The sequence below is a fragment of the Streptomyces sp. NPDC046712 genome (assembly GCF_040645695.1).
Lineage (GTDB): Bacteria > Actinomycetota > Actinomycetes > Streptomycetales > Streptomycetaceae > Streptomyces.
The window spans coordinates 220295-239305 of record NZ_JBEYYW010000001.1; the positions used below are offsets into that span (position 1 = coordinate 220295).

At 73.5% G+C, this 19011-nt stretch carries 18 protein-coding genes; 11 read left to right on the plus strand and 7 right to left on the minus strand.

The genetic code is table 11. The features are described 5' to 3' along the window. Positions 1-158: 158 nt before the first annotated feature. Complete coding sequence (locus ABZ939_RS01030) at positions 159-713, plus strand: XRE family transcriptional regulator (RefSeq protein WP_361847276.1); 555 nt, start codon at positions 159-161, stop codon at positions 711-713. Beyond that, complete coding sequence (locus ABZ939_RS01035; protein WP_361847279.1) at positions 710-1435, plus strand: helical backbone metal receptor; 726 nt, start codon at positions 710-712, stop codon at positions 1433-1435. Before ABZ939_RS01030 ends, ABZ939_RS01035 begins: the two co-directional genes overlap by 4 nt. Here ABZ939_RS01035 and ABZ939_RS01040 read toward each other — a convergent pair. After that, positions 1362-2519, minus strand: coding sequence for a TDT family transporter (locus ABZ939_RS01040; protein ID WP_361847282.1), 1158 nt, complete (start codon positions 2517-2519; stop codon positions 1362-1364). The two genes, ABZ939_RS01035 and ABZ939_RS01040, sit on opposite strands and share 74 nt — an antisense overlap. 70 nt (positions 2520-2589) lie before the next feature. Here ABZ939_RS01040 and ABZ939_RS01045 point away from each other — a divergent pair, with 70 nt between their 5' ends. Next, the gene (locus tag ABZ939_RS01045; RefSeq protein ID WP_361847285.1) at positions 2590-3525 is read left to right on the plus strand and encodes a LysR family transcriptional regulator; all 936 of its coding nucleotides are present in this window, start codon (positions 2590-2592) and stop codon (positions 3523-3525) included. A gap of 261 nt (positions 3526-3786) precedes the next feature. On the opposite strand, the gene ABZ939_RS01050 is transcribed toward ABZ939_RS01045, so the two are convergent. The 3 genes from ABZ939_RS01050 to ABZ939_RS01060 all read right to left on the minus strand — a co-directional run bounded on the left by ABZ939_RS01050 (position 3787) and on the right by ABZ939_RS01060 (position 6806). Continuing rightward, positions 3787-4464: a gamma-glutamyl-gamma-aminobutyrate hydrolase family protein gene (locus tag ABZ939_RS01050; protein ID WP_361847288.1), complete on the minus strand. Its 678-nt coding sequence runs from the start codon at positions 4462-4464 to the stop codon at positions 3787-3789. 28 nt (positions 4465-4492) lie between these two features. Then, complete coding sequence (gene eat / locus ABZ939_RS01055) at positions 4493-5935, minus strand: ethanolamine permease (protein ID WP_361847291.1); 1443 nt, start codon at positions 5933-5935, stop codon at positions 4493-4495. Between the two features lie 142 nt (positions 5936-6077). Next, a complete protein-coding gene (locus tag ABZ939_RS01060; RefSeq protein ID WP_361847294.1) occupies positions 6078-6806 on the minus strand; it encodes an FCD domain-containing protein in 729 nt (242 codons plus the stop codon). A 78-nt stretch (positions 6807-6884) separates the two neighbouring features. Here ABZ939_RS01060 and ABZ939_RS01065 point away from each other — a divergent pair, with 78 nt between their 5' ends. From ABZ939_RS01065 to ABZ939_RS01085, 5 genes are all read left to right on the plus strand, one after another. Beyond that, positions 6885-8255 (plus strand): glutamine synthetase family protein, encoded by a 1371-nt coding sequence (locus ABZ939_RS01065; protein ID WP_361847297.1) that lies wholly within the window; start codon positions 6885-6887, stop codon positions 8253-8255. A gap of 8 nt (positions 8256-8263) precedes the next feature. Beyond that, positions 8264-9637 (plus strand): aldehyde dehydrogenase family protein, encoded by a 1374-nt coding sequence (locus tag ABZ939_RS01070; protein WP_361847300.1) that lies wholly within the window; start codon positions 8264-8266, stop codon positions 9635-9637. 5 nt (positions 9638-9642) lie between these two features. Continuing rightward, entirely contained in the window at positions 9643-10428 is a 786-nt protein-coding gene (locus ABZ939_RS01075; RefSeq protein WP_361847303.1) for a 3-oxoacyl-ACP reductase, read from the plus strand. Positions 10429-10538: 110 nt separating this feature from the next. Continuing rightward, positions 10539-11795 (plus strand): haloacid dehalogenase-like hydrolase, encoded by a 1257-nt coding sequence (locus tag ABZ939_RS01080; RefSeq protein ID WP_361847306.1) that lies wholly within the window; start codon positions 10539-10541, stop codon positions 11793-11795. Positions 11796-11817: 22 nt separating this feature from the next. Next, positions 11818-12720: a DUF2510 domain-containing protein gene (locus ABZ939_RS01085; protein ID WP_361847308.1), complete on the plus strand. Its 903-nt coding sequence runs from the start codon at positions 11818-11820 to the stop codon at positions 12718-12720. A 7-nt stretch (positions 12721-12727) separates the two neighbouring features. Here ABZ939_RS01085 and ABZ939_RS01090 read toward each other — a convergent pair whose 3' ends face one another. Then, positions 12728-13930: an amino acid deaminase/aldolase gene (locus ABZ939_RS01090; RefSeq protein ID WP_361847311.1), complete on the minus strand. Its 1203-nt coding sequence runs from the start codon at positions 13928-13930 to the stop codon at positions 12728-12730. Positions 13931-14056: 126 nt separating this feature from the next. Between ABZ939_RS01090 and ABZ939_RS01095 the strand changes: the two genes are divergently transcribed. Continuing rightward, complete coding sequence (locus tag ABZ939_RS01095; RefSeq protein ID WP_361847314.1) at positions 14057-15604, plus strand: hypothetical protein; 1548 nt, start codon at positions 14057-14059, stop codon at positions 15602-15604. Next, positions 15601-16794, plus strand: coding sequence for a type VII secretion-associated serine protease mycosin (gene mycP / locus ABZ939_RS01100; RefSeq protein ID WP_361847317.1), 1194 nt, complete (start codon positions 15601-15603; stop codon positions 16792-16794). Before ABZ939_RS01095 ends, mycP begins: the two co-directional genes overlap by 4 nt. On the opposite strand, the gene ABZ939_RS01105 is transcribed toward mycP, so the two are convergent. Continuing rightward, positions 16769-17641: a serine hydrolase gene (locus ABZ939_RS01105; protein ID WP_361847319.1), complete on the minus strand. Its 873-nt coding sequence runs from the start codon at positions 17639-17641 to the stop codon at positions 16769-16771. The two genes, mycP and ABZ939_RS01105, sit on opposite strands and share 26 nt — an antisense overlap. A 95-nt stretch (positions 17642-17736) precedes the next feature. On the opposite strand from ABZ939_RS01105, the gene ABZ939_RS01110 reads away from it, so the two are divergent. Then, the gene (locus ABZ939_RS01110) at positions 17737-18471 is read left to right on the plus strand and encodes an SseB family protein (RefSeq protein WP_361847322.1); all 735 of its coding nucleotides are present in this window, start codon (positions 17737-17739) and stop codon (positions 18469-18471) included. A 38-nt stretch (positions 18472-18509) separates the two neighbouring features. On the opposite strand, the gene ABZ939_RS01115 is transcribed toward ABZ939_RS01110, so the two are convergent. Further along, positions 18510-18869: a DUF1844 domain-containing protein gene (locus tag ABZ939_RS01115; protein ID WP_361847325.1), complete on the minus strand. Its 360-nt coding sequence runs from the start codon at positions 18867-18869 to the stop codon at positions 18510-18512. Positions 18870-19011: the final 142 nt, after the last annotated feature.

The window sequence follows — 19011 nt, forward strand, 5'->3', positions numbered from 1 at the left end:
AGAACAGGGATTCCCGACTCCTGTCCGAAAAGGGGCGGTCGCCGAGCGTGTTCGGCGACCGCCCCTTTTCGCCACGACGCGAAACCCCGCCCGAAAGCTGCGTAAGGTTCAGGTAACCGACCAGTACGCAGGCACGAGGCACGAGGGAGGGAGCCGACATGGACGAGAAGGAATCACTGCGCGTGGGCGCGGCCGTCAAGAGGCGCCGCAGAGCGCTCAAGCTCACCCTGGCCGTCGTCGCCTCGCGCAGCGGCCTGTCCGTGCCCTTCCTCAGCCAGATCGAGAACGAGCGGGCCCGCCCCAGCACGCGGTCGCTGCAGCTCGTCGCCGGAGCCCTGGAGACCACGGCCGCCGAGCTGCTGGCCGCGGCGGAGTCCGCCCGTACCGTCGACGTCGTACGGGCCGCCGAGCAGCTGCACGACATGCCCATCGGGGTACGCCCCCTGGTCCGCGGCCGGCACCAGCTGCACGCCCTGGAGTTCACCGGAGAGCAGGACGCCGGCCGCGAATTCCAGCACCGCAACGACGAGTTGCTGTTCGTCGCCGACGGCGCCGCCGAGGTCGAGGCCGAGGGGCGGGCGTACCGGCTCGAACGCGGGGACACGCTGTACCTCTCCGGAGGGGTACGGCACCGGTGGCGCGCCACGGAGTCCGGCACCCGCCTGCTCGTCGTGGCCGTCGCCGAGCACATCGAGGCCGACGACGCGTCATGAGGGCCCGGGTCGTCTCCCTCGTCCCCTCGCTGACCGAGGCGGTCGCCGTCACCGCGCCCGGCCTGCTCGTCGGCGCCACTGACTGGTGCAGCCATCCGGCGGATCTCGCCGTCGTGAGGATCGGGGGCACGAAGAACCCCGACGTCGCCGCGATCACCGCCCTCGGGCCCGACCTGGTGATCGCCAACGAGGAGGAGAATCGCGCCCCCGACCTGGCCGCGCTGCGTGCCGCCGGGATCGAGGTCCTGGTCACCGAGGTCCGCACGCTCGACCAGGCGTTCCTCGAGCTGGACCGGACGCTCCGGGCCTGCGGTGTCCCCGACCGGCCCCGCTGGCTGGACGAGGCCGAGGAGGCGTGGGCCGCCGTGGAAGCACCGGGACCGCCGCTGACCGCCGTCGTGCCGATCTGGCGCCGGCCCTGGATGGTCCTCGGCCGTGACACCTTCGCGGGCGACCTGCTGGCCCGCCTAGGCGTGCATCAGCTGTACGGCGGTCACTCCGAGCGCTATCCGCGCATCCCTCTCGACGAACTCCGGGCCGCCGGCGCCGACCTCGTCGTCCTGCCCGACGAGCCGTACCGCTTCACGCCCGACGACGGCCCCGAGGCGTTCCCCGGGACCGCCGCCGCACTCGTCAGCGGGCGTCATCTCACCTGGTACGGGCCGTCACTGGCCGAGGCCCCGCGGGTGCTGTCCCGGGCCCTGCGAGCAGCGCCCCGCTGAACAGCCCGCGCAGGGTGTGGAATCCGGCCACCAGCCAGGCCGCGACGAGGAACACGTACAGGAAGATCGCGAGCCAGCGGAAGGCGAAGAGCCCCGTGTGCTGGGCGAGCCCCTCGGCGCCGGTCACACAGGTGCCGACGGGGAAGGTGAAGGCCCACCAGGTCATCGCGAACCCCATGCCGCGGCGCCGCGCCCGCAGCACCATCGCTCCCGCGAGCGCCAGCCACAGCAGGGCGAAGCCCGTCACCGGCACGCCGTAGAGGACGGCGAAGGCGGCGAAGCCATGCGCGTACGAGGCGGGCAGCACGCTCGCGGCGGCGTCGGCGAACTTGTTCGCGGCCGTGGTCGACTGGCCCAGCGGGCCGAGGACCAGGAAGAGGGTGGGGGTGAGGGCGAGGGGCAGCGGGCCGCCGGTGACGAGCCGGCCGAAGACCAGCGGCAGCATCACGAGGGTGGCGAGCAGGCTGATGCCGAACATGGCGTAGCAGGCGAGGAGAAGGGTCTCCTGGGCCTGGCCGGCGGGCAGATGCGGCACGAGCAGGGGGCCGAGGGCGGCGGACACCATCGGGGCGACGACCGGGAGGAGCCACACCGGGGACGCGCTCTCGATCTTGTGGTGCACCACCATGAGGTACGGGATCGCGACGGCCGCGGCCAGGCCGATGACCGTTCCGGCCGTGAACAGGACGGTGTCGATCGCCAGGGCCGCCGGGAGACCGATCCAGTCCTGGCCGACGATCAGGGTGCCGCCGCCGACCGCGAGCAGAGCCATCGACAGACAGCCGTAGAACGGGGCCACGGCCGGGTCCATGAGGTGGGCCCGCGCCCGGTCACGGTGGTGGACCCAGTGCAGCGAGCGGGCGGTGAGCAGGGCGAGGAGCATCGCGAAGGAGAGCGCCCAGACCGCCGTGCAGGCGGTGCGCAGCCCCGGGACGTCCACGGGGAGGGTCGCTCCCGCGTTGGCGACGATGGCGGTGCCCATCACCGAGGCGTACCAGTTGGGGCCGAGGTGACGGACCGCGGCCGCCCGTACGCCGGGGGTGGTGGCGAGGGAGGCCCGACGGGAAGGTGCGAGGGTTGCCATGGCCCCACCCTCGTGCCGATTCCCGGGCCCGACCAGGGATCTTGGTGCTATGACGTCATAAGCTGACTTTATGAGCAGCGAGCCTGTCGATCCCGCACCCCTGTCCCACCGGGTCCCCGACCTCGGCGCACTCGAACTGCTCCTGGCCGTCGCCCGGCACGGCAGCCTCGGGCGGGCCGCCCGCGAGGTGGGCATCACACAGCCCGCCGCGAGCAGCCGCATCCGGTCGATGGAGCGGCAGCTCGGCGTCGCCCTGGTGGACCGTTCGCCGCGCGGCTCGCGCCTCACGGACGCGGGGGCACTCGTGACCGACTGGGCGCGGCGGATCGTGGAGGCGGCGGAGGCGTTCGACGCCGGGGCGCAGGCACTGCGGGGACGGCGGGACTCGCGGCTGCGGGTGGCCGCGTCGATGACGATCGCCGAGTACCTGCTGCCGGGGTGGCTGATCGCGCTGCGCGCGGAGCGGCCGGACACGGCCGTGTCGCTGATGGCGGGGAACTCGGCGGCGGTCGCGGAGCGTCTCCTCGCCGACGAGGCGGACCTGGGGTTCGTGGAGGGGCTCGCCGTGCCCGACGGCCTGGACGGAGCTGTGGTGGCCCGTGACCGGCTCGTCGTGGTCGCCGCCCCCTCCCACCCGTGGGCCCGCCGCCGCAGGCCGCTGGACCCGGGCGAGCTGGCCGTGACCCCGCTGATCCTGCGCGAACGCGGCTCGGGCACCCGCCAGGTCCTCGACTCCGCGCTCTCCGCGCACGGCGGCCTCGCCCAGCCCCTCCTGGAGCTCGCCTCCACGACGGCCGTGAAGGCGGCGGCGGTCAGCGGGGCGGGGCCGGCGGTGCTGAGCGAGCTGGCGATCGCGGAGGAGCTGGCGTCGCGCCGCCTGGTCGAGGTCCCGGTCGAGGGCGTCCTGCTCCGCCGTGACCTCCGCGCGGTCTGGCCGACGGGCCACCGGCCCACGGGCCCGGCGCGGGACCTGCTGTCCTTGACGCGGGCGACGCCGTCGGGGTGAGGGCGGGGGCGATCCCGGCCGGTGGGCAGGTGCGGGTCCGTTGTGGCTGGTCGCGGAGTTCCCCGCGCCCCTGGGGGGCGGGTGTGCTGGTGCCGTCGGGTGGCTGCGGGTCCGTCGTGGCTGGTCGCGCAGTTCCCTGCGTCCCTGAGGGGCGGGCGTGCTGGTGCCGTCGGGTGGCTGCGGGTCCGTCGTGGCTGGTCGCGCAGTTCCCCGCGCCCCTGAGAGGGCCTCTCAGGTCGCCGCGCCCCCCGGGGGGCCTTCTCAGGTCGATGCCGCGACCAGGCCCCTCATCACCCGTAGGTCCTCGCCCATCTCCGGGTGCCACTGGACGCCGAGCGCCCAGACCGGATCGGCCAGTTCGACCGCCTCGACCGTGCCGTCCTCCGCGTACGCCGACGGGGTCAGGCCCTCGCCTAGGCGGTCCACCGCCTGGTGGTGGTAGGTGGGCACCGAGGTCTGCTCCGGGACCAGGGAGGCGTACCGCGTGCCCGGGACGGGCTTCACCGTGTGGCGCCCTATGACGCCGACCGCCTCCACATGGCCGTCCAGGTGCTGGATCAGGGTGCCGCCGAGCGCCACGTTCAGCAGCTGCATGCCCCGGCAGATGCCGAGCACCGGGGTGCCGGCGGCCAGCGCCGCCTCGACCAGGGCCAGCTCCCAGGCGTCCCTGGCCCGGGCGGGCGGGCCGGTACGGGGATCGGGCGCGGCCCCGTACCGTACCGGCTCGACGTCCGCGCCGCCCGCGACCACCAGACCGTCGAGCCGGGCCACCACCGCGGCCGCGGCGGACGGCTCGTCCGGCGGGAGCATCGCCGCCAGGCCACCGCTCGCCTGGACCAGGCGGGGGTACTGCGCGGGCAGCAGGGCCGCGGGCATGTCCCACACCCCCCAGCGGGCCTGGTCCAGATAGGTCGTCACGCCGATGAGCGGCTTGGACACGGAAGACTCCTCCTGAAGAGAGCGGTGGTCAGTCGCGTTCGAGTTCGGCCTCGGCCGCCGCAAGCGCCGCGAACTCCTCCTCCGGCGCCTTGGCCACCAGATGACGCCGACTGTAGAACGCGAAGTAGGCCAGGGCGATCACATAGACCCCCAGCGCGATGAACGCCGCGTCCTGGTCGACCAGGAAGGTCGCCACCAGCGCCGAGAGGGCGAGGACGAACGCCACGGACGAGGTCACCACGCCGCCCGGCGTCCGGTACGGGCGGTGCAGATCCGGCTCGCGGCGGCGCAGCACGATGTGGGAGAGCGCCATCAGGGCGTACGAGATGGTCGCGCCGAACACCGCGATGTTCAGCATCCGCGCGCCGTTCCCGGTTCCCGCGGCGAGTGCGAAGCCGATCGCGCCCGGGATCAGCAGCCCCAGGTACGGTGACTTGCGGCGGCTGGTCAGGGACAGGAACCGGGGCAGGTAGCCGGCCCTGGACAGGGCGAAGAGCTGGCGCGAGCCGGCGTAGATGAGCGAGAAGAAGGAGGCCACGAGGCCCGCGAGGCCCGCGTAGTTCACGAAGCGGCTGAGCGCGGTCGGATCCCCGTCGCCCTGCAGCGCCACGACCAGCGGGTTGCCCGCCTCCTGGATGGCCGCCGAGCCGCGCGCCCCCGTCGAGGCGAAGAAGGTCACCACGGCGAGCAGCACCAGGATGCCCATCGAGATCGCGAGCGCCTTCGGCATCGAGCGGACCGGGTCCTTCGCCTCCTCCGCGGCGAGCGGCACGCCCTCGACGCCGAGGAAGAACCACATGCCGAAGGGGAACGCCGCCCAGATCCCGAGCAGGCCGAACGGCAGCCAGGAGTTGGAGCCGAGGGCCTCGCCGTCCACCGGGATGTCGTTCAGGCCGTCGACGTGGAAGTCGCTGAGTGCGCCCAGCGCGAAGATCACCAGGGCCGCGACCGCGATCGCCGTCACGATGAGGCTGAAGCGCAGCGCCTCGCCGACGCCCCACAGATGGATCCCGATGAAGATCACGAAGCAGGCGAGATAGACCGGCCAGCCCGACTCCAGGCCGAAGAGGCCGAGCGATTCGACGTAGTCGCCGATGAAGATGGAGATCGCGGCGGGGGCGAGGATGTACTCGATGAGGATCGCGGTGCCGGTGAGGAAGCCGCCCCAGGTGCCGAGCGCCCGGCGCGCGAAGCCGTAGCCGCCGCCCGCGGTGGGCAGGATGGCGGAGAGCTCGGCGAGTGCGAAGACGAGACAGGCGTACATCGCGCCCATCAGCACGGTGGCGATGGCGAGTCCGCCGAATCCGCCCTTGGACAGGCCGATGTTCCAGCCGGAGAAGTCGCCGGAGACGACGTACGCGACGCCGAGTCCGGTGAGCAGCAGCCAGCCGGCGCTGCCGCGGCGCAGGGCCCGGCGTTCGAGGTAGTCGTCAGGTGCTGTCTTGTCCCCGGTGGTGTCTTCGAGCGTCATGGCAGCGTCAGCTCCCGCGTCGGGCCCAATGGAATGGGACCATACCTTTGCGCCGGGTCGGCCGGAACGCAACCCCCGTGCGTTACTTTCGGGTTACGGGGGGCCCGTCTTCGGGGCTCGGTTCGCCCCCTGCGTCGGCGCTCTACGTCAGGAAGCCGCGCAGCAGCGCCGCCGTGCCTCCGCAGTGTTCGCGCATGACCTCGCGGGCCGCGTCCGCGTCGCCGTCGAGGACCGCCTCCACCACTGCGGTGTGCTGGTGCTGGGAGTGCTCCAGGTTGCGTACGAGCAGCGGGATGCAGTCCAGGAGGTCGTTGACCGTCGCCCGGACGGCGGCGTACTGGGCGGTGAGCGTCGGGGAGCCCGAGAGTTCGGCCAGCGTGAGATGGAGCAGCGTGTCCTGGCGCCGATAGTCGGCCAGCGGTGCGTCGTGGGTGGCCGTGAGCGCCGCGCGCAACCGCTCCGCACCCTCGTCCGTCAGCCCGTGCGCCGCGCAGAGCCCCGCCGCGCCGACCTCCAGGACCTCCCGGAAACGCAGGGTGTCCTCGACGTCGATCGTGGCGATCCGCCGCCGCAGCTCGTCCTCGTCCGCCGTCTGGGGGCGTTGCAGTACGAACGTTCCGCCGTACCGGCCGCGCCGGCTCTCCACGAGCCCCTGCTCCTGGAGAACCTTGAGGACCTCGCGCAGGGTGACCCGGCTGATCCCCATGCGGTCGGCCAGCTCCCGCTCGGCGGGCAGTCGTTCCCCGCCGGGGACGAGTCCGAGCCGCACCACCTGGAGGATCTGCTGCAGGGCCTCCTCGAAACCGTTGCCCGCCCGGACCGGCCGCAGCACGGGCGTCAGCCGGTCCGCCGATTCACTCGTACTGGACACGTTCTCGTTTCCCCTTCCCAAGCAATGGTCTTCCGCAATACCTTATGGCTCCCGGCTGGCCGAAGGAGGAGTATTCCCGTGGCAGACCGCCAAGCCCCGCTCTCCGTCGAGGAGCTCCGTGCTCTCGTCGCGAGCGGTGAGATCGACACAGTCGTCCTGGCCTTCCCCGACATGCAGGGACGGCTCCAGGGCAAGCGGTTCGCCGCACCGTTCTTCCTCGACGACGTCCTCGACCACGGCACCGAGGGCTGCAACTATCTCCTGGCCGTCGACGCCGAGATGAACACGGTCGACGGATACGAGATGTCCTCCTGGGACCGCGGCTACGGCGACTTCGCCATGCACCCCGACCTCTCCACCCTGCGCCGCGTCCCCTGGAACGAGGGTACGGCGATGCTCATCGCCGACCTCGCCTGGAACGACGGCTCGCCCGTCGTCGCCGCACCCCGCCAGATCCTCCGCCGCCAGCTGGAACGGCTCGCCGAACACGGCTACACCGCCCACGTCGGTACGGAGCTGGAGTTCATCGTCTTCAAGGACACCTACGAGCAGGCCTGGGACGCGAACTACCGGAACCTGACACCGGTCAACCAGTACAACATCGACTACTCCGTCCTCGGCACCGGCCGGGTCGAGCCCCTCCTGCGCCGGATCCGCAACGAGATGGCCGGCGCCGGACTGACCGTCGAGTCCGCCAAGGGCGAGTGCAACCCCGGCCAGCACGAGATCGCCTTCAAGTACGACGAAGCCCTCGTCACCTGCGACCAGCACGCCGTCTACAAGACGGGCGCCAAGGAGATCGCCGCCCAGGAAGGCGTCTCGCTCACCTTCATGGCGAAGTACAACGAGCGCGAGGGCAACTCCTGCCACATCCACCTCTCGCTCCAGTCCATCGACGACGCGGGCACCAACGTCATGGCCGGTGACGGACCCGGCGGCATGTCGGACGTCATGCGCCACTTCCTGGCCGGCCAGCTCGCCGCCCTGCGCGACTTCTCCCTCCTCTACGCCCCCAACATCAACTCCTACAAGCGCTTCCAGCCCGGCTCCTTCGCCCCCACCGCCGTCGCCTGGGGCGTCGACAACCGCACCTGTTCCCTGCGCGTCGTCGGCCACGGCCGCTCGATGCGCTTCGAGAACCGCCTGCCCGGCGGAGACGTCAACCCCCACCTCGCCGTCGCGGGCCTCGTCGCCGCCGGCCTGTACGGCATCGAGCAGCAGCTCGAACTGCCTCCGGCCTGCGACGGAAACGCCTACACCGCTGAGTACGCCCACGTCCCCACCACCCTGCGCGAGGCTGCCGAACTCTGGGAGACCAGCCCGATCGCCAAGGCCGCCTTCGGGGACGAGGTCGTCGCGCACTACCGCAACATGGCCCGCGTCGAACTGGACGCGTACGACGCCGCGGTGACCGACTGGGAGCTGCGCCGCTCCTTCGAACGCATGTGAGGCAAGAGTTGCTCCAGGAACTCCAGGTACTCAACCCGGCGACCGAAGAGGTCGTCGCGACCGTCCCCGCCGCCACTCCGGCCGACGTCGACGCCGCCGTCGTACGGGCCACGGCGGCCCAGCGGCACTGGGCCGCGGCCGCGCCCGCCGACCGGGCCCGTCTGCTCCGCCGCTTCGCCGCCGTCGTCGACACGCACATCGAGGAACTCGCCCTCCTCGAAGTGCGTGAGGCCGGTCACACCCTCGGCAACGCCCGCTGGGAGGCCGGCAACGTCCGCGACCTGCTCGACTACGCGGCCGGGGGAGTGGAGCGGCTGAACGGCCGCCAGATCCCCGTCGCCGGCGGCCTCGACGTCACGATCCTCGAACCGCTCGGCGTCGTCGGCGTGATCGCGCCCTGGAACTTCCCCATGCCGATCGCCGCCTGGGGCCTCGCCCCGGCCCTCGCCGCCGGGAACGCCGTCCTCCTCAAGCCCGCCGAGACCACCCCGCTCACCGCGCTCCGCCTCGCCGAACTCGCCCTGGAGGCCGGACTCCCCGAGGGCCTCTTCCAGGTCCTCCCGGGCGAGGGCGCCGTCGCGGGCAACGCGCTCGTCGAGCACCCCGGCATCGCCAAGATCGTCTTCACCGGCTCGACGCGGGTGGGCAAGAGCATCATGGCGAAGTGCGCCGACCAGGTGAAGCGCGTGACGCTCGAACTCGGCGGCAAGAGCCCCAACATCATCTTCGCCGACGCCGACATCGAGGCGGCCGCCGCCGCGGCTCCGATGTCCTTCCTCGACAACAGCGGCCAGGACTGCTGCGCCCGTACCCGCATCCTCGTCCAGCGCAGCGTCTACGACCGCTTCCTGGAGCTGCTCACCCCCGCGATCGAGGAGATCGTCGTCGGCGACCCGGCCGACGAGAAGACCCAGATGGGCCCGCTCATCTCCAGGGCCCAGCTGGAGCGCGTACGGGCGTACGTCCCCGATGCCCTCCCCGGCATCCGCGGCAAGGCCCCCGAGGGCCCCGGCTTCTGGTTCCCGCCGACCGTCCTCACCGGCCTCGCCGAGGACGCGCCCTGCGCCGTCGAGGAGGTCTTCGGCCCGGTCGCCGTCGTCCTGCCCTTCGAGGACGAAGCCGACGCCGTCCGCCTCGCCAACGCCACCGAGTACGGCCTGTCCGGCTCGATCTGGACCCGGGACGTGGGCCGCGCCCTGCGCGTCTCACGCGCCGTCCGGGCCGGCAACCTCTCCGTCAACTCCCATTCCAGCGTCCGCTACTGGACCCCGTTCGGCGGCTACCAGCAGTCCGGCCTCGGCCGGGAGCTCGGCCCCGACGCCCTGACCGCCTTCACCGAGACCAAGAACGTCTTCATCAGCACGGAAAGCACGGAGGCCTGAACCGCATGAGCACCGAAGAGATCGTCTGCCGCCGTCTGGTCGGCCGTACCGCCGTCATCACCGGGGCCGGCAGCGGCATCGGCCTCGCCACCGCCCGCCGCCTCGCCTCCGAAGGCGCGAACGTCGTCTGCGGCGACATCGACGAGACCGCGGGCAAGGCCGCCGCCGAGGAGGTCGGCGGCACCTTCGTGAAGGTGAACGTCACGGACCCCGAGGAGGTCGAGAACCTCTTCAGGGTCGCCTTCGACACCTACGGCTCCGTGGACATCGCCTTCAACAACGCGGGCATCTCCCCGCCCGACGACGACTCCATCCTCACCACCGGCCTGGAGGCCTGGAAGCGCGTCCAGGACGTCAACCTCACCTCGGTCTACCTGTGCTGCAAGGCCGCCCTGCCCTACATGCAGCGACAGGGCCGCGGCTCCATCATCAACACCGCCTCCTTCGTCGCCGTCATGGGTGCGGCCACCAGCCAGATCTCGTACACCGCCTCCAAGGGCGGCGTGCTCGCCATGTCCCGCGAGCTGGGCGTCCAGTTCGCCCGTGAGGGCATCCGCGTCAACGCCCTCTGCCCCGGACCGGTCAACACCCCGCTCCTGCAGGAGCTGTTCGCCAAGGACCCGGAGCGGGCCGCGCGCCGGCTCGTGCACATCCCCGTCGGCCGGTTCGCCGAGGCCGAGGAGATCGCCGCCGCCGTCGCCTTCCTCGCCAGCGACGACTCCTCCTTCATCAACGCCACCGACTTCCTCGTCGACGGAGGCATCTCCGGTGCGTACGTGACCCCGCTCTAGACCTCGACCCCACCCCCCACCCCCACCCGGCAGCCGGGCGTCGCAAGGCGCCCGGCTGTCGTGCATCCGGACATCCGGAGAGCCGGACATCCCCAGACAGGAGTGCGCCCTTGAACCCCCGATTCCGCCGGATCGCGGCGACAGCCGCCACCGTCCTCGCCCTCGCCGGCCTGGTCACCGCCACACCCGCCCAGGCGAGGCCCGAGCCATGCCCCACACTGACCGTCTCCGAGGGCTGGTACGGCGAGAACCGCGCCCGGCTGCAACAGCTCATCGACGCGCACTGCGGGGACAAGGGCGCGGACCGGCCCGTCGCCGTCTTCGACTGGGACAACACCGTCATCAAGAACGACGTCGGCGATGCCACCCTCTTCTGGCTCCTGCGCAACAGCCGCATCCGCCCGCCCCAGAGCGACGACTGGACGACCACCAGCCGCTATCTCACCCCGGAGGCGGCCGTCGCGCTGCGCGACGCCTGCCCCACCGGCGTCCGCCCCCTGCCCACGGCCACCGACACCCGCTGCGCCGACGAGATCCTCTCCGTCTACGCGGACGGCGCCACAACCGCCGGCAGTGAGGCGTTCACGGGCTTCGACCACCGCCGCATGGAACCGCAGTACGCCTGGCTCGCCCAGCTCCTGCGCGGCTGGACCACCCGCCAGGTCGAGTCCTTCGCCGCGGCCGCCCGCGCCGAGAACCTGGCCGCGCCCATCGGCGCCACCCAGCGGGTCGGCAGCGGCGAGGTCACCGCCTGGGTCCGCTACTACGAGCAGCAGCGCGACCTCGTCCGTACCCTCCGGAAGGCGGGCTTCGACGTCTGGATCGTCTCGGCCTCGCCCGAACCGGTCGTCGACGTCTGGGCCAGGGGCGTCGGCATCGCGCCCTCGCACGCCCTCGGCATCCGCAACACCACCGAACACGGCCGCCTCGGCGCCCGGCTGAAGGGCTGCGGTGGCGTCCGCGACGGCGAGGACTCGATGATCACGTACATCGACGGCAAGCGCTGCTGGATCAACCAGGAGATATTCGGCGTGCGCGGGCCCGCGGCCGAGCGTGTCCAACCGGCAGCCCGGCGCCAGGTGTTCGCCGCCGGGGACTCCGACACCGACATCTCCTTCCTGCGCGACGCGACCGGTCTGCGCCTGGTCCTCAACCGCAACAAGAACGAGCTGATGTGCCGGGCGTACGACAACAGCGACGGGCGGTGGATCGTGAACCCGATGTTCATCGAGCCGAAGAAGCAGAAGACCAGCCCCTATCCGTGCGCCACCACCGCCTACACCGCCGCCGACGGCACGGCGCAGCCCGTCCGGCGGGCCGACGGCAGCGTCGTTCCCGACCAGCGGGACTCCGTGTTCGGCTCCTGAACCCGCCCTCTAGGCTTGCGGGATGAGCATGACGACCCCTCCCGGCTGGTACCCGGACCCGGCCACGCCCACCGTCGAACGCTGGTGGGACGGTACGACCTGGACCGCGCACACCCGGCAGGCGACAGCGCCGACGACGGCCGTCGCCGCTCTTCCCGTGGGTGGCCACGGGCGGGGCAGGGCCGTCGCGCTCGGTGCCGGCGCGGTGGCCGTCGTCGCCGCGATCGTCGCCGGAGTCGTCGCCCTCGTCGGCGGTGAGGAGGAGGGCGACCCGGGCACGGCTGGTCCGACCGCGGCGACCACGACCGGCTCGGCGCCGACGTCGTCCGCCTCCAGCAGCCCGCCCGCCGAGGACCCCACGAAGGTCGAAGACCAGCTCAACGGGATCACGCTCCCGGTCATCAAGGGCTGGGAGAAGCCGGAGTTCCACTCGGGCGGCTCGCCGACGGTCACGACCGTCGGCGAGTACCCCTGCCCCGGCGCCACCAACAAGCAGTGCCGGCACGGCACCGTGTCCTCCCATTCGGCGTCGGGCACCGACGCCGCCACCCCCGAGGCCCTGGCCAAGGAGGACATCGCCCTGGCCGCCGACGCCTACTTCGGGGACGACGTCTTCGGGAACTGGCTGTACGGCGACATCCAGTCCCACAAGCAGGTCGCCGCCCGCCCCGCCGTCGTCGCCGGACGCACCGGCTATCTGGTCCGGTGGCAGGTCACCACCGGCAAGGGCCCCGGCGGCTACGTCCAGTCGCTCGCCTTCCCGTCCCCCACGGGCAGCGAGTCGCCGGTCGTCGTGCGCTTCGCCTTCGACGCGGGACCCGACGGTCCGCCGCTCGCCGCGATGGACGAGATCGCGAAGGGGATCCTGCCCATCGGCAGCGCGACGGGCGGGGGAGTGGGCAGCTCGATCACCCCGGGGTCCTGACCGGCGGTCACAGGAAGGTGCGGCCCTCGCCCCGGTACGTCGGGACGGTCGCCGTGATCCGGTCGCCCTCGATCAGCTGCAGGCTGTCGAACCGCTCGCACAGTTCCCCGGCCTTCGCGTGCCGGAACCACACCTTGTCCCCGATGAGGAGATCGTCGGCGGGGGACCCGAGCAGCGGCGTCTGCACCTCGCCGGGACCCTCCTGCGGGTCGTAGCGCAGCCCCTCCGGGAGATACGGGACGGGCAGCCGGTCCGGGCCCGCCGCACCGGACGCGGGGTAGCCGCCGCCGAGCACGGTCACCACGCCGACGCCCGGGCGGCGCACGACGGGCTGGGCGAAAAGGGCGGCGGGGCGGCCGGTGAAGGACGTGTAGTTGTCGAAGAGACGCGGCACATAGAGGCCCGAGCCGGCGGCGATCTCGGTCACCGCGTCCTCGGCCGCCGTGTGCTGCACACTGCCCGTACCGCCGCCGTTGACGAACTCCAGGTCCGGCGCCACCGCCCGCACCGCACGGACCACGGCCGCGCGCCGGGACTCCAGCTCCTTGCGGGCGACCGACTGCATGAGCCGGATCGCCCGGGACCGCAGGGGCCGTCCGGCGACCGCGTCCCCGACCCCGGCGACATGCCCCTCGTACGCCATGATCCCGACGAGCCGGAAGCCGGGCCTGCGGTCGACCGAGCGGGCCAGCTCGGCGAGCTGGGCGGGCTCGCGCAGCGGGGAGCGCAGGGCACCGACCCGCACCCGGCCGCCGAGCAGCCGGAGCGAGGTGTCCAGCTCCAGACAGACCCGGATCTCCTCACCGCCGCCCGCGCGGGCCCCGTCGATCAGGTCCAGCTGCGCCGGGTCGTCGACCATGACGGTCACGGCGGCCGCGAGCTTGGGGTCGTTCGCCAGCTCGCCGAACGCGGTGCGGTCCGCGGAGGGGTAGGCGAGCAGGACGTCCTCGAACCCGGCCCGGGCCAGCCACAGCGACTCGTCGAGCGTGAACGACATGATCCCGGCGAAGCCCTCGCGCGCGAGGACCCGCTCCAGGAGCGCACGACACCGAACGGACTTGCTCGCCACCCGGATCGGCTTGCCGCCCGCGCGGCGGACGAGATCGTCGGCGTTGGCGTCGAACGCCTCCAGGTCGACGATGGCGACGGGCGCGTCGAGATGGGCGGTGGCCCGGTCGTACCGGGCCCGGTCGGCGGCGCGGGGAGTCATGGCCCGAGCTTGCCAGACGGGTTTACGGGTGGGTAGCCCCTGAGTTCCCGCGCTGCGGGGAACAGCCCGTAGAGTGGCGGGCATTGCCGGGGCAGGCACCACGACGGGACGACCAGGGGGACGGGGATGAGCACCGACGCGCACCACCCCTCGTCCCGCATCACCGACGCCCTGCTGCCGAGCGACGACCCCGCGGCGCGGCCCGAGAACTCGGCCCGCCCGGTCGCGGCAGCCGCACCGGACCGCAACACGCCCCGCCCGAACGCCGCCCCGCACGGCGGGCAGAGCTCCACGAGCGTGACGCCGCCGAGGCCGGAAGCCGCTCCGCACGGCGGGCAGGGCACCACCCGCCCGAGCGTGGCGCCGCCGAGGCCGGAAGCCGTTCTGCCCGGCGGGCAGAGCGCCGTCCGTCCGAGCGTGGCACCGCCGAGGCCGGAGGCCGTTCCGCCCGGTGGGCAGAGCGCCGCCCGTCCGAGCGTGGCGCCGCCGCGTCCGGAAGCCGCCCCGCCCGCGCCGCAGCCCACCCCGACCCCCGCGCCGCAGCCCACGCGGGCCGCCGGCGCCCAGCCCATGCCGGCCCCCGCGCCCCAGCCCCCGCACGGCGTTCCGCCGCGCCCGCAGGATGCGCCCCCCATACCCGGCGCCGCCCCGGCCCCCGCCGCACAGCGCCCCGCGTCTGCTCCCGCCGTGCAGCGCCCCGCCCCGGCCTCCGACGTGCCCGTGGTCGAGACGACGACGCGCCTGCGGCCCATCCGTGCCACCGAGCATCAGAGGCCCGCACCCGCGCGGCCCGCACCCTCTCGCCCCGGGCCGCCGCACCCCGCGCCCCCGAGGCCCCATCAGGCCTACGGCGCCTACCGGCCGTACACCGCGCCGCCCGAGACTCCCGTCGAGACCACCACCCGTCTGCGACCCATCCGTGAGCGCCGCCCCGGGCGTGTCGTCGCCGCCGGGGCCTGTCTCGTCCTGGGGCTCGGTCTCATCGGCGGGGCCGTCGCCGGAGCCGTACTCGCCGCCGCCGACGCCGGTGCACCGGCCCGGCCCGCGGGGTACGAAGAGGCCAAGAGCCTGTGGCACGACGTCCCCGTGGACACCCTCTTCCCCCGTACCCTCGCCGGCCCCGGCGCCGGCCCCGGCGCGGCCGACCGCACCTGGACACGCGTCGTCGTCGCGGCCGACGCCCCCTGCTCGGCCGCCGTCCTGCAGAAGTCCCTGCTCACGGCGGTGCGGACCGTCGGCTGCGAGCGCGTCCTGCGGGCCACGTACACCGACGCCACCGCCAGCAGCGTCGTCACCGTCGGCCTCGTCTTCACCCAGGCCGACCCCGAGGCCACCCGCTCCCTCGCCGCCGGGTCCGCCGCCCTGATCGCCACCGACGTCCCCCCGGCGCTCGCCGCCCCCGGTACCGTCGCCGCCCGCTTCGGCGCCGCACAGCGCGCCAGCTGGTTCACGCGCCCCCTCACCGATCTCCCCGTCGTCGTCACCACCGTCTCCGGCTTCGCCGACGGCCGCCGGGTCGACCGCCCCGAGCCCGCCGAACGCGCCATGGCCTCCGGACAGACCAGCGCCCCCGCCCAGGCCGGCCTCGGCCACGAGGCCAAGGGCGTCGCCGACCGCATCGAACGCGGACTGCGCGCGGCGGTCACGGCGGCAGCGAAGGACGACGACCAGTGACCCGCCCCCGCCCCCGCCCCCGTACCCTCGCGGCCCTGCTCGCCGCCGCCTTCGCCATCCTCCCCGCCACCACCACCCCCGCGTACGCCGACACCATCCGCGCCCGCCAATGGGGACTCGAAGCCCTGCACACCACCGAGGCATGGCGGACCACCAAGGGCGAGGGCATCACCGTCGCCGTCCTCGACACCGGGGTCGACGCCGACCACCCCGACCTCGCCGGCTCCGTCCTCACCGGCAAGGACCTCGTCGGCTTCGGCGCCGAACAAGGCGAGCGCGCCTGGGCCCGGCACGGCACCGCCATGGCCGGGATCATCGCCGGACACGGCCACGGCCCCGGCCGCCAGGACGGCGTCCTCGGTGTCGCGCCGAAGGTGAAGATCCTGCCCGTCCGGGTCATCCTCGAAGGCACCGACAAGGCCCGTGACAAGGCCCGCAAGACCCGGGGCACCGCCCTCGCCGAGGGCATCCGCTGGGCCACCGACCACGGCGCCGACGTCATCAACCTCTCCCTCGGCGACGACTCCAAGTCCGCCCACCCCGACGCCGGCGAGGACGCCGCCGTCCAGTACGCCCTCGCCAAGGGCGTCTCCGTCGTCGCCTCGGCAGGCAACGGAGGCGAGAAGGGCGACCACATCTCGTACCCCGCCGCCTACCCCGGCGTCGTCGCCGTCACCGCCGTCGACCGCTTCGGCACCCACGCCTCGTTCTCCACCAGCCGCTGGTACGCCACCGTCAGCGCCCCTGGCGTCGACATCGTCATCGCCGACCCCGACCGCCGCTACTACGAGGGCTGGGGCACCAGCGCGGCCGCCGCCTTCGTCTCCGGCGCCGTCGCGCTGGTCCGTGCCGCCCACCCGGACCTCACCCCCGCCCAGGTCAAGCAGCTCCTCATCGACACCGCCCGCAACCGTCCCAAGAACGGCCGCAGCGACGACAAGGGGTACGGCACCGTCGACCCGGCCGCCGCGATCGAGGCCGGCGTCCGGCTCAAGGGCGCCGACCCGAAGGGCGCCACCTCCGGCTACGCCGGCCGGTACTTCGGCCCCGGACCGCAGGCCGCCCCCGAGGACAGTGAGCCGGTCGGCCTGCTCGCCCCCGCCGCCGGCGGCCTCGGCGCGCTGCTGCTCGCCGCGGCGGTGGTCCTGTGGCGGGGGAGCCGCGCTACAGGACCGCGCCCACCGCGGTGACCGCCGCCCGGGCCGCGTCCTCCACGAGTCCGATCCCCGCCTCCTTCGTCGAGTGCCCGTCGGACACCACCGCCACCAGGTAGACCCGCCCGCCCGCCGTCACCCGGCCCACGCTGTTGATGTCCCACAGGCCGGTCGCCTCCCGCGGCAGCCAGCCGTTCTTCAGCGCCGGGCCGGCGCCCGCCGCGGACACGCCCCAGTCCTGCCCGGCGACCACACCTTCCATCAGCTCCGCGACATACGCACGGGAGTCCGCCGCCAGCGGTGAGTCCGTGCCGAACACCGCCTCCAGCAGCGCCAGTTGGTCGTCCGCCGTGGTCTGGGTCAGACCCCACGCCGCCGCCCCGGTCGTCTCCGTGAGCCCGAGCCGCGCGTTGGCCGCGTCGAGCCCTTCCGCGCCGCCGATGGTCTGCCAGAGCGTGGTCGCGGACGCGTTGTCGCTGCGCTCGATCATCGCGGCGGCCGCCGTCCGCTCCGCCGCGGTCGGCTCCCGGCCCTCGTCCTGCGCGCGCAGCAACAGGGCGGCGAGGATGTCGAGCTTCACGATGCTGGCGGTGTCGTACGTCCGTCCCGCACCGCCGTACGAGGCCGAGCGCCCGGTCTCCAGATCGAGCACCGCGACCGACAGGGACGCGTCACCGCCGGCGGCTCCGGCGGCTCCGGCGACGACGGGGTCGACCGCCTCCGCGAGCACGGCGTCGAGATCCACTTCCACGGTCACGGTGGCGGTCTCCTCCATGGTGGGACGCGCGGCGGCCGGCACCGGATCGGCCGGCCGCACGGCGGGCGGGCACAGGGCGGCCGCCGTGAGCACGACGGCCGGCAGGGCAAGTCTGGGGCGGGGCATGGGCGGGACGCTAGGAACCCCGCCTGGGTGTGCCCTGTGCGCGAGCCGGCCACCCGCTGGGAAAGCGGCCCCGGAGTGGCGGTTAGGCTCGGTGCGTGGCGCTCAAGAACATCCCTGACCCCGGTTTCTCCGACGACGACGGCACCGCCGACCCGCGGCTCGCCGCGGCCCTCGCGGCCTGGGCGGAGGACAGAACCGCTCACGGCCCGGTCCTGGAGGCCCTGCGGGACGCGCGCCTGCTCGTCCCCGTGGTCGCCGTCCTCGGCGAGGTCGAGGAGGACCCCGAGACGGGGCTGCGCCGGGAGAAGACCAGCGACATGGCCGTGCCCACGCTGACCGCGGGCGATCGGAGGGCGCTGCCCGCGTTCACCTCGATCGCCTCGCTCGCGCTGTGGGACCCGGCGGCCCGGCCCGTCGCCGTCCCCCTGCACCAGGCGCTGCAGGCCGCCGCCCACGAGAAGGCCGACACCGTCGTCCTCGACCTGGCGGGACCCGTTCCGTACCAGCTGAGCGGCCCGGCGCTGCTGGCCCTCGCGGAGGGCCGCACCAGCGTGGACCCGCTGGAGGACCCGGCAGTACGGGAGGCGGTACGGAACGCGGTCGCGTCCGAGCCCGCGGTCCTGCGCGCCCATCTCGGCCCCGGCAGCGCCGACGGCACCCTCGCCCTCGTCCTGGCCGAGGACGACGCGCCCGCGGAGGCGGCCCAGCGGGTGGCCCGCTCCCTGGCGGCCGACGAAACACTGAGGGCCCGCCTGGTGCGCGGCCTCGACCTGGCACTCCTGCCGGCCACGGCCACGCCTCCGGGCGAGCCCTTCTACGTAAAGAACTAATCGGGGCCGGGGGCCGACCCCCGTACCCCCGACGGGGTCTAGCCGTACACCGGCCCCGTGTACTTCTCGCCCGGGCCCTGGCCCGGGTCGTCGGGGACGATCGAGGCCTCGCGGAAGGCCAGCTGCAGGGACTTCAGGCCGTCCCGCAGCGGCGCCGCGTGGAAGGAGCTGATCTCCGTCGCGCCGGCGTCGAGAAGGCCCGCCAGCGCGTGGACCAGCTTGCGCGCCTCGTCGAGGTCCTTGTGCTTCTCGCCGTCCTCGGTGAGGCCGAGCTTCACCGCGGCGGCGCTCATCAGGTTCACCGCGACGGTCACGATGACCTCGACCGCGGGGACCTCCGCGATGTCACGGGTCATGTCGTCGAAGTCGGGGGACTCGTTGGGGGGCGTCTCGCTCATGCCCACACGATAAGCCGGGCGACCGCGTCGTCCCTCCCGCGGTCCTCGGTTAGCGAACCCCGGCGGTCGGTGCTAACCTTGTGTAACGACCGGCCGGACACGTGTGTGCCCGGCCCACAAGTGGAGGCTCCGATCTCCCACC

Excerpts from the sequence above, each read along its gene's own strand:
- ABZ939_RS01090 (WP_361847311.1), bottom strand. The coding sequence starts at position 13,930 with ATGACTCCCCGCGCCGCCGACCGGGCCCGGTACGACCGGGCCACCGCC.
- ABZ939_RS01085 (WP_361847308.1), top strand. The coding sequence starts at position 11,818 with ATGAGCATGACGACCCCTCCCGGCTGGTACCCGGACCCGGCCACGCCC.
- ABZ939_RS01040 (WP_361847282.1), bottom strand. The coding sequence starts at position 2,519 with ATGGCAACCCTCGCACCTTCCCGTCGGGCCTCCCTCGCCACCACCCCC.
- eat (WP_361847291.1), bottom strand. The coding sequence starts at position 5,935 with ATGACGCTCGAAGACACCACCGGGGACAAGACAGCACCTGACGACTAC.
- ABZ939_RS01115 (WP_361847325.1), bottom strand. The coding sequence starts at position 18,869 with ATGAGCGAGACGCCCCCCAACGAGTCCCCCGACTTCGACGACATGACC.
- ABZ939_RS01035 (WP_361847279.1), top strand. The coding sequence starts at position 710 with ATGAGGGCCCGGGTCGTCTCCCTCGTCCCCTCGCTGACCGAGGCGGTC.
- ABZ939_RS01030 (WP_361847276.1), top strand. The coding sequence starts at position 159 with ATGGACGAGAAGGAATCACTGCGCGTGGGCGCGGCCGTCAAGAGGCGC.
- ABZ939_RS01105 (WP_361847319.1), bottom strand. The coding sequence starts at position 17,641 with ATGCCCCGCCCCAGACTTGCCCTGCCGGCCGTCGTGCTCACGGCGGCC.
- ABZ939_RS01095 (WP_361847314.1), top strand. The coding sequence starts at position 14,057 with ATGAGCACCGACGCGCACCACCCCTCGTCCCGCATCACCGACGCCCTG.
- ABZ939_RS01075 (WP_361847303.1), top strand. The coding sequence starts at position 9,643 with ATGAGCACCGAAGAGATCGTCTGCCGCCGTCTGGTCGGCCGTACCGCC.
- ABZ939_RS01045 (WP_361847285.1), top strand. The coding sequence starts at position 2,590 with ATGAGCAGCGAGCCTGTCGATCCCGCACCCCTGTCCCACCGGGTCCCC.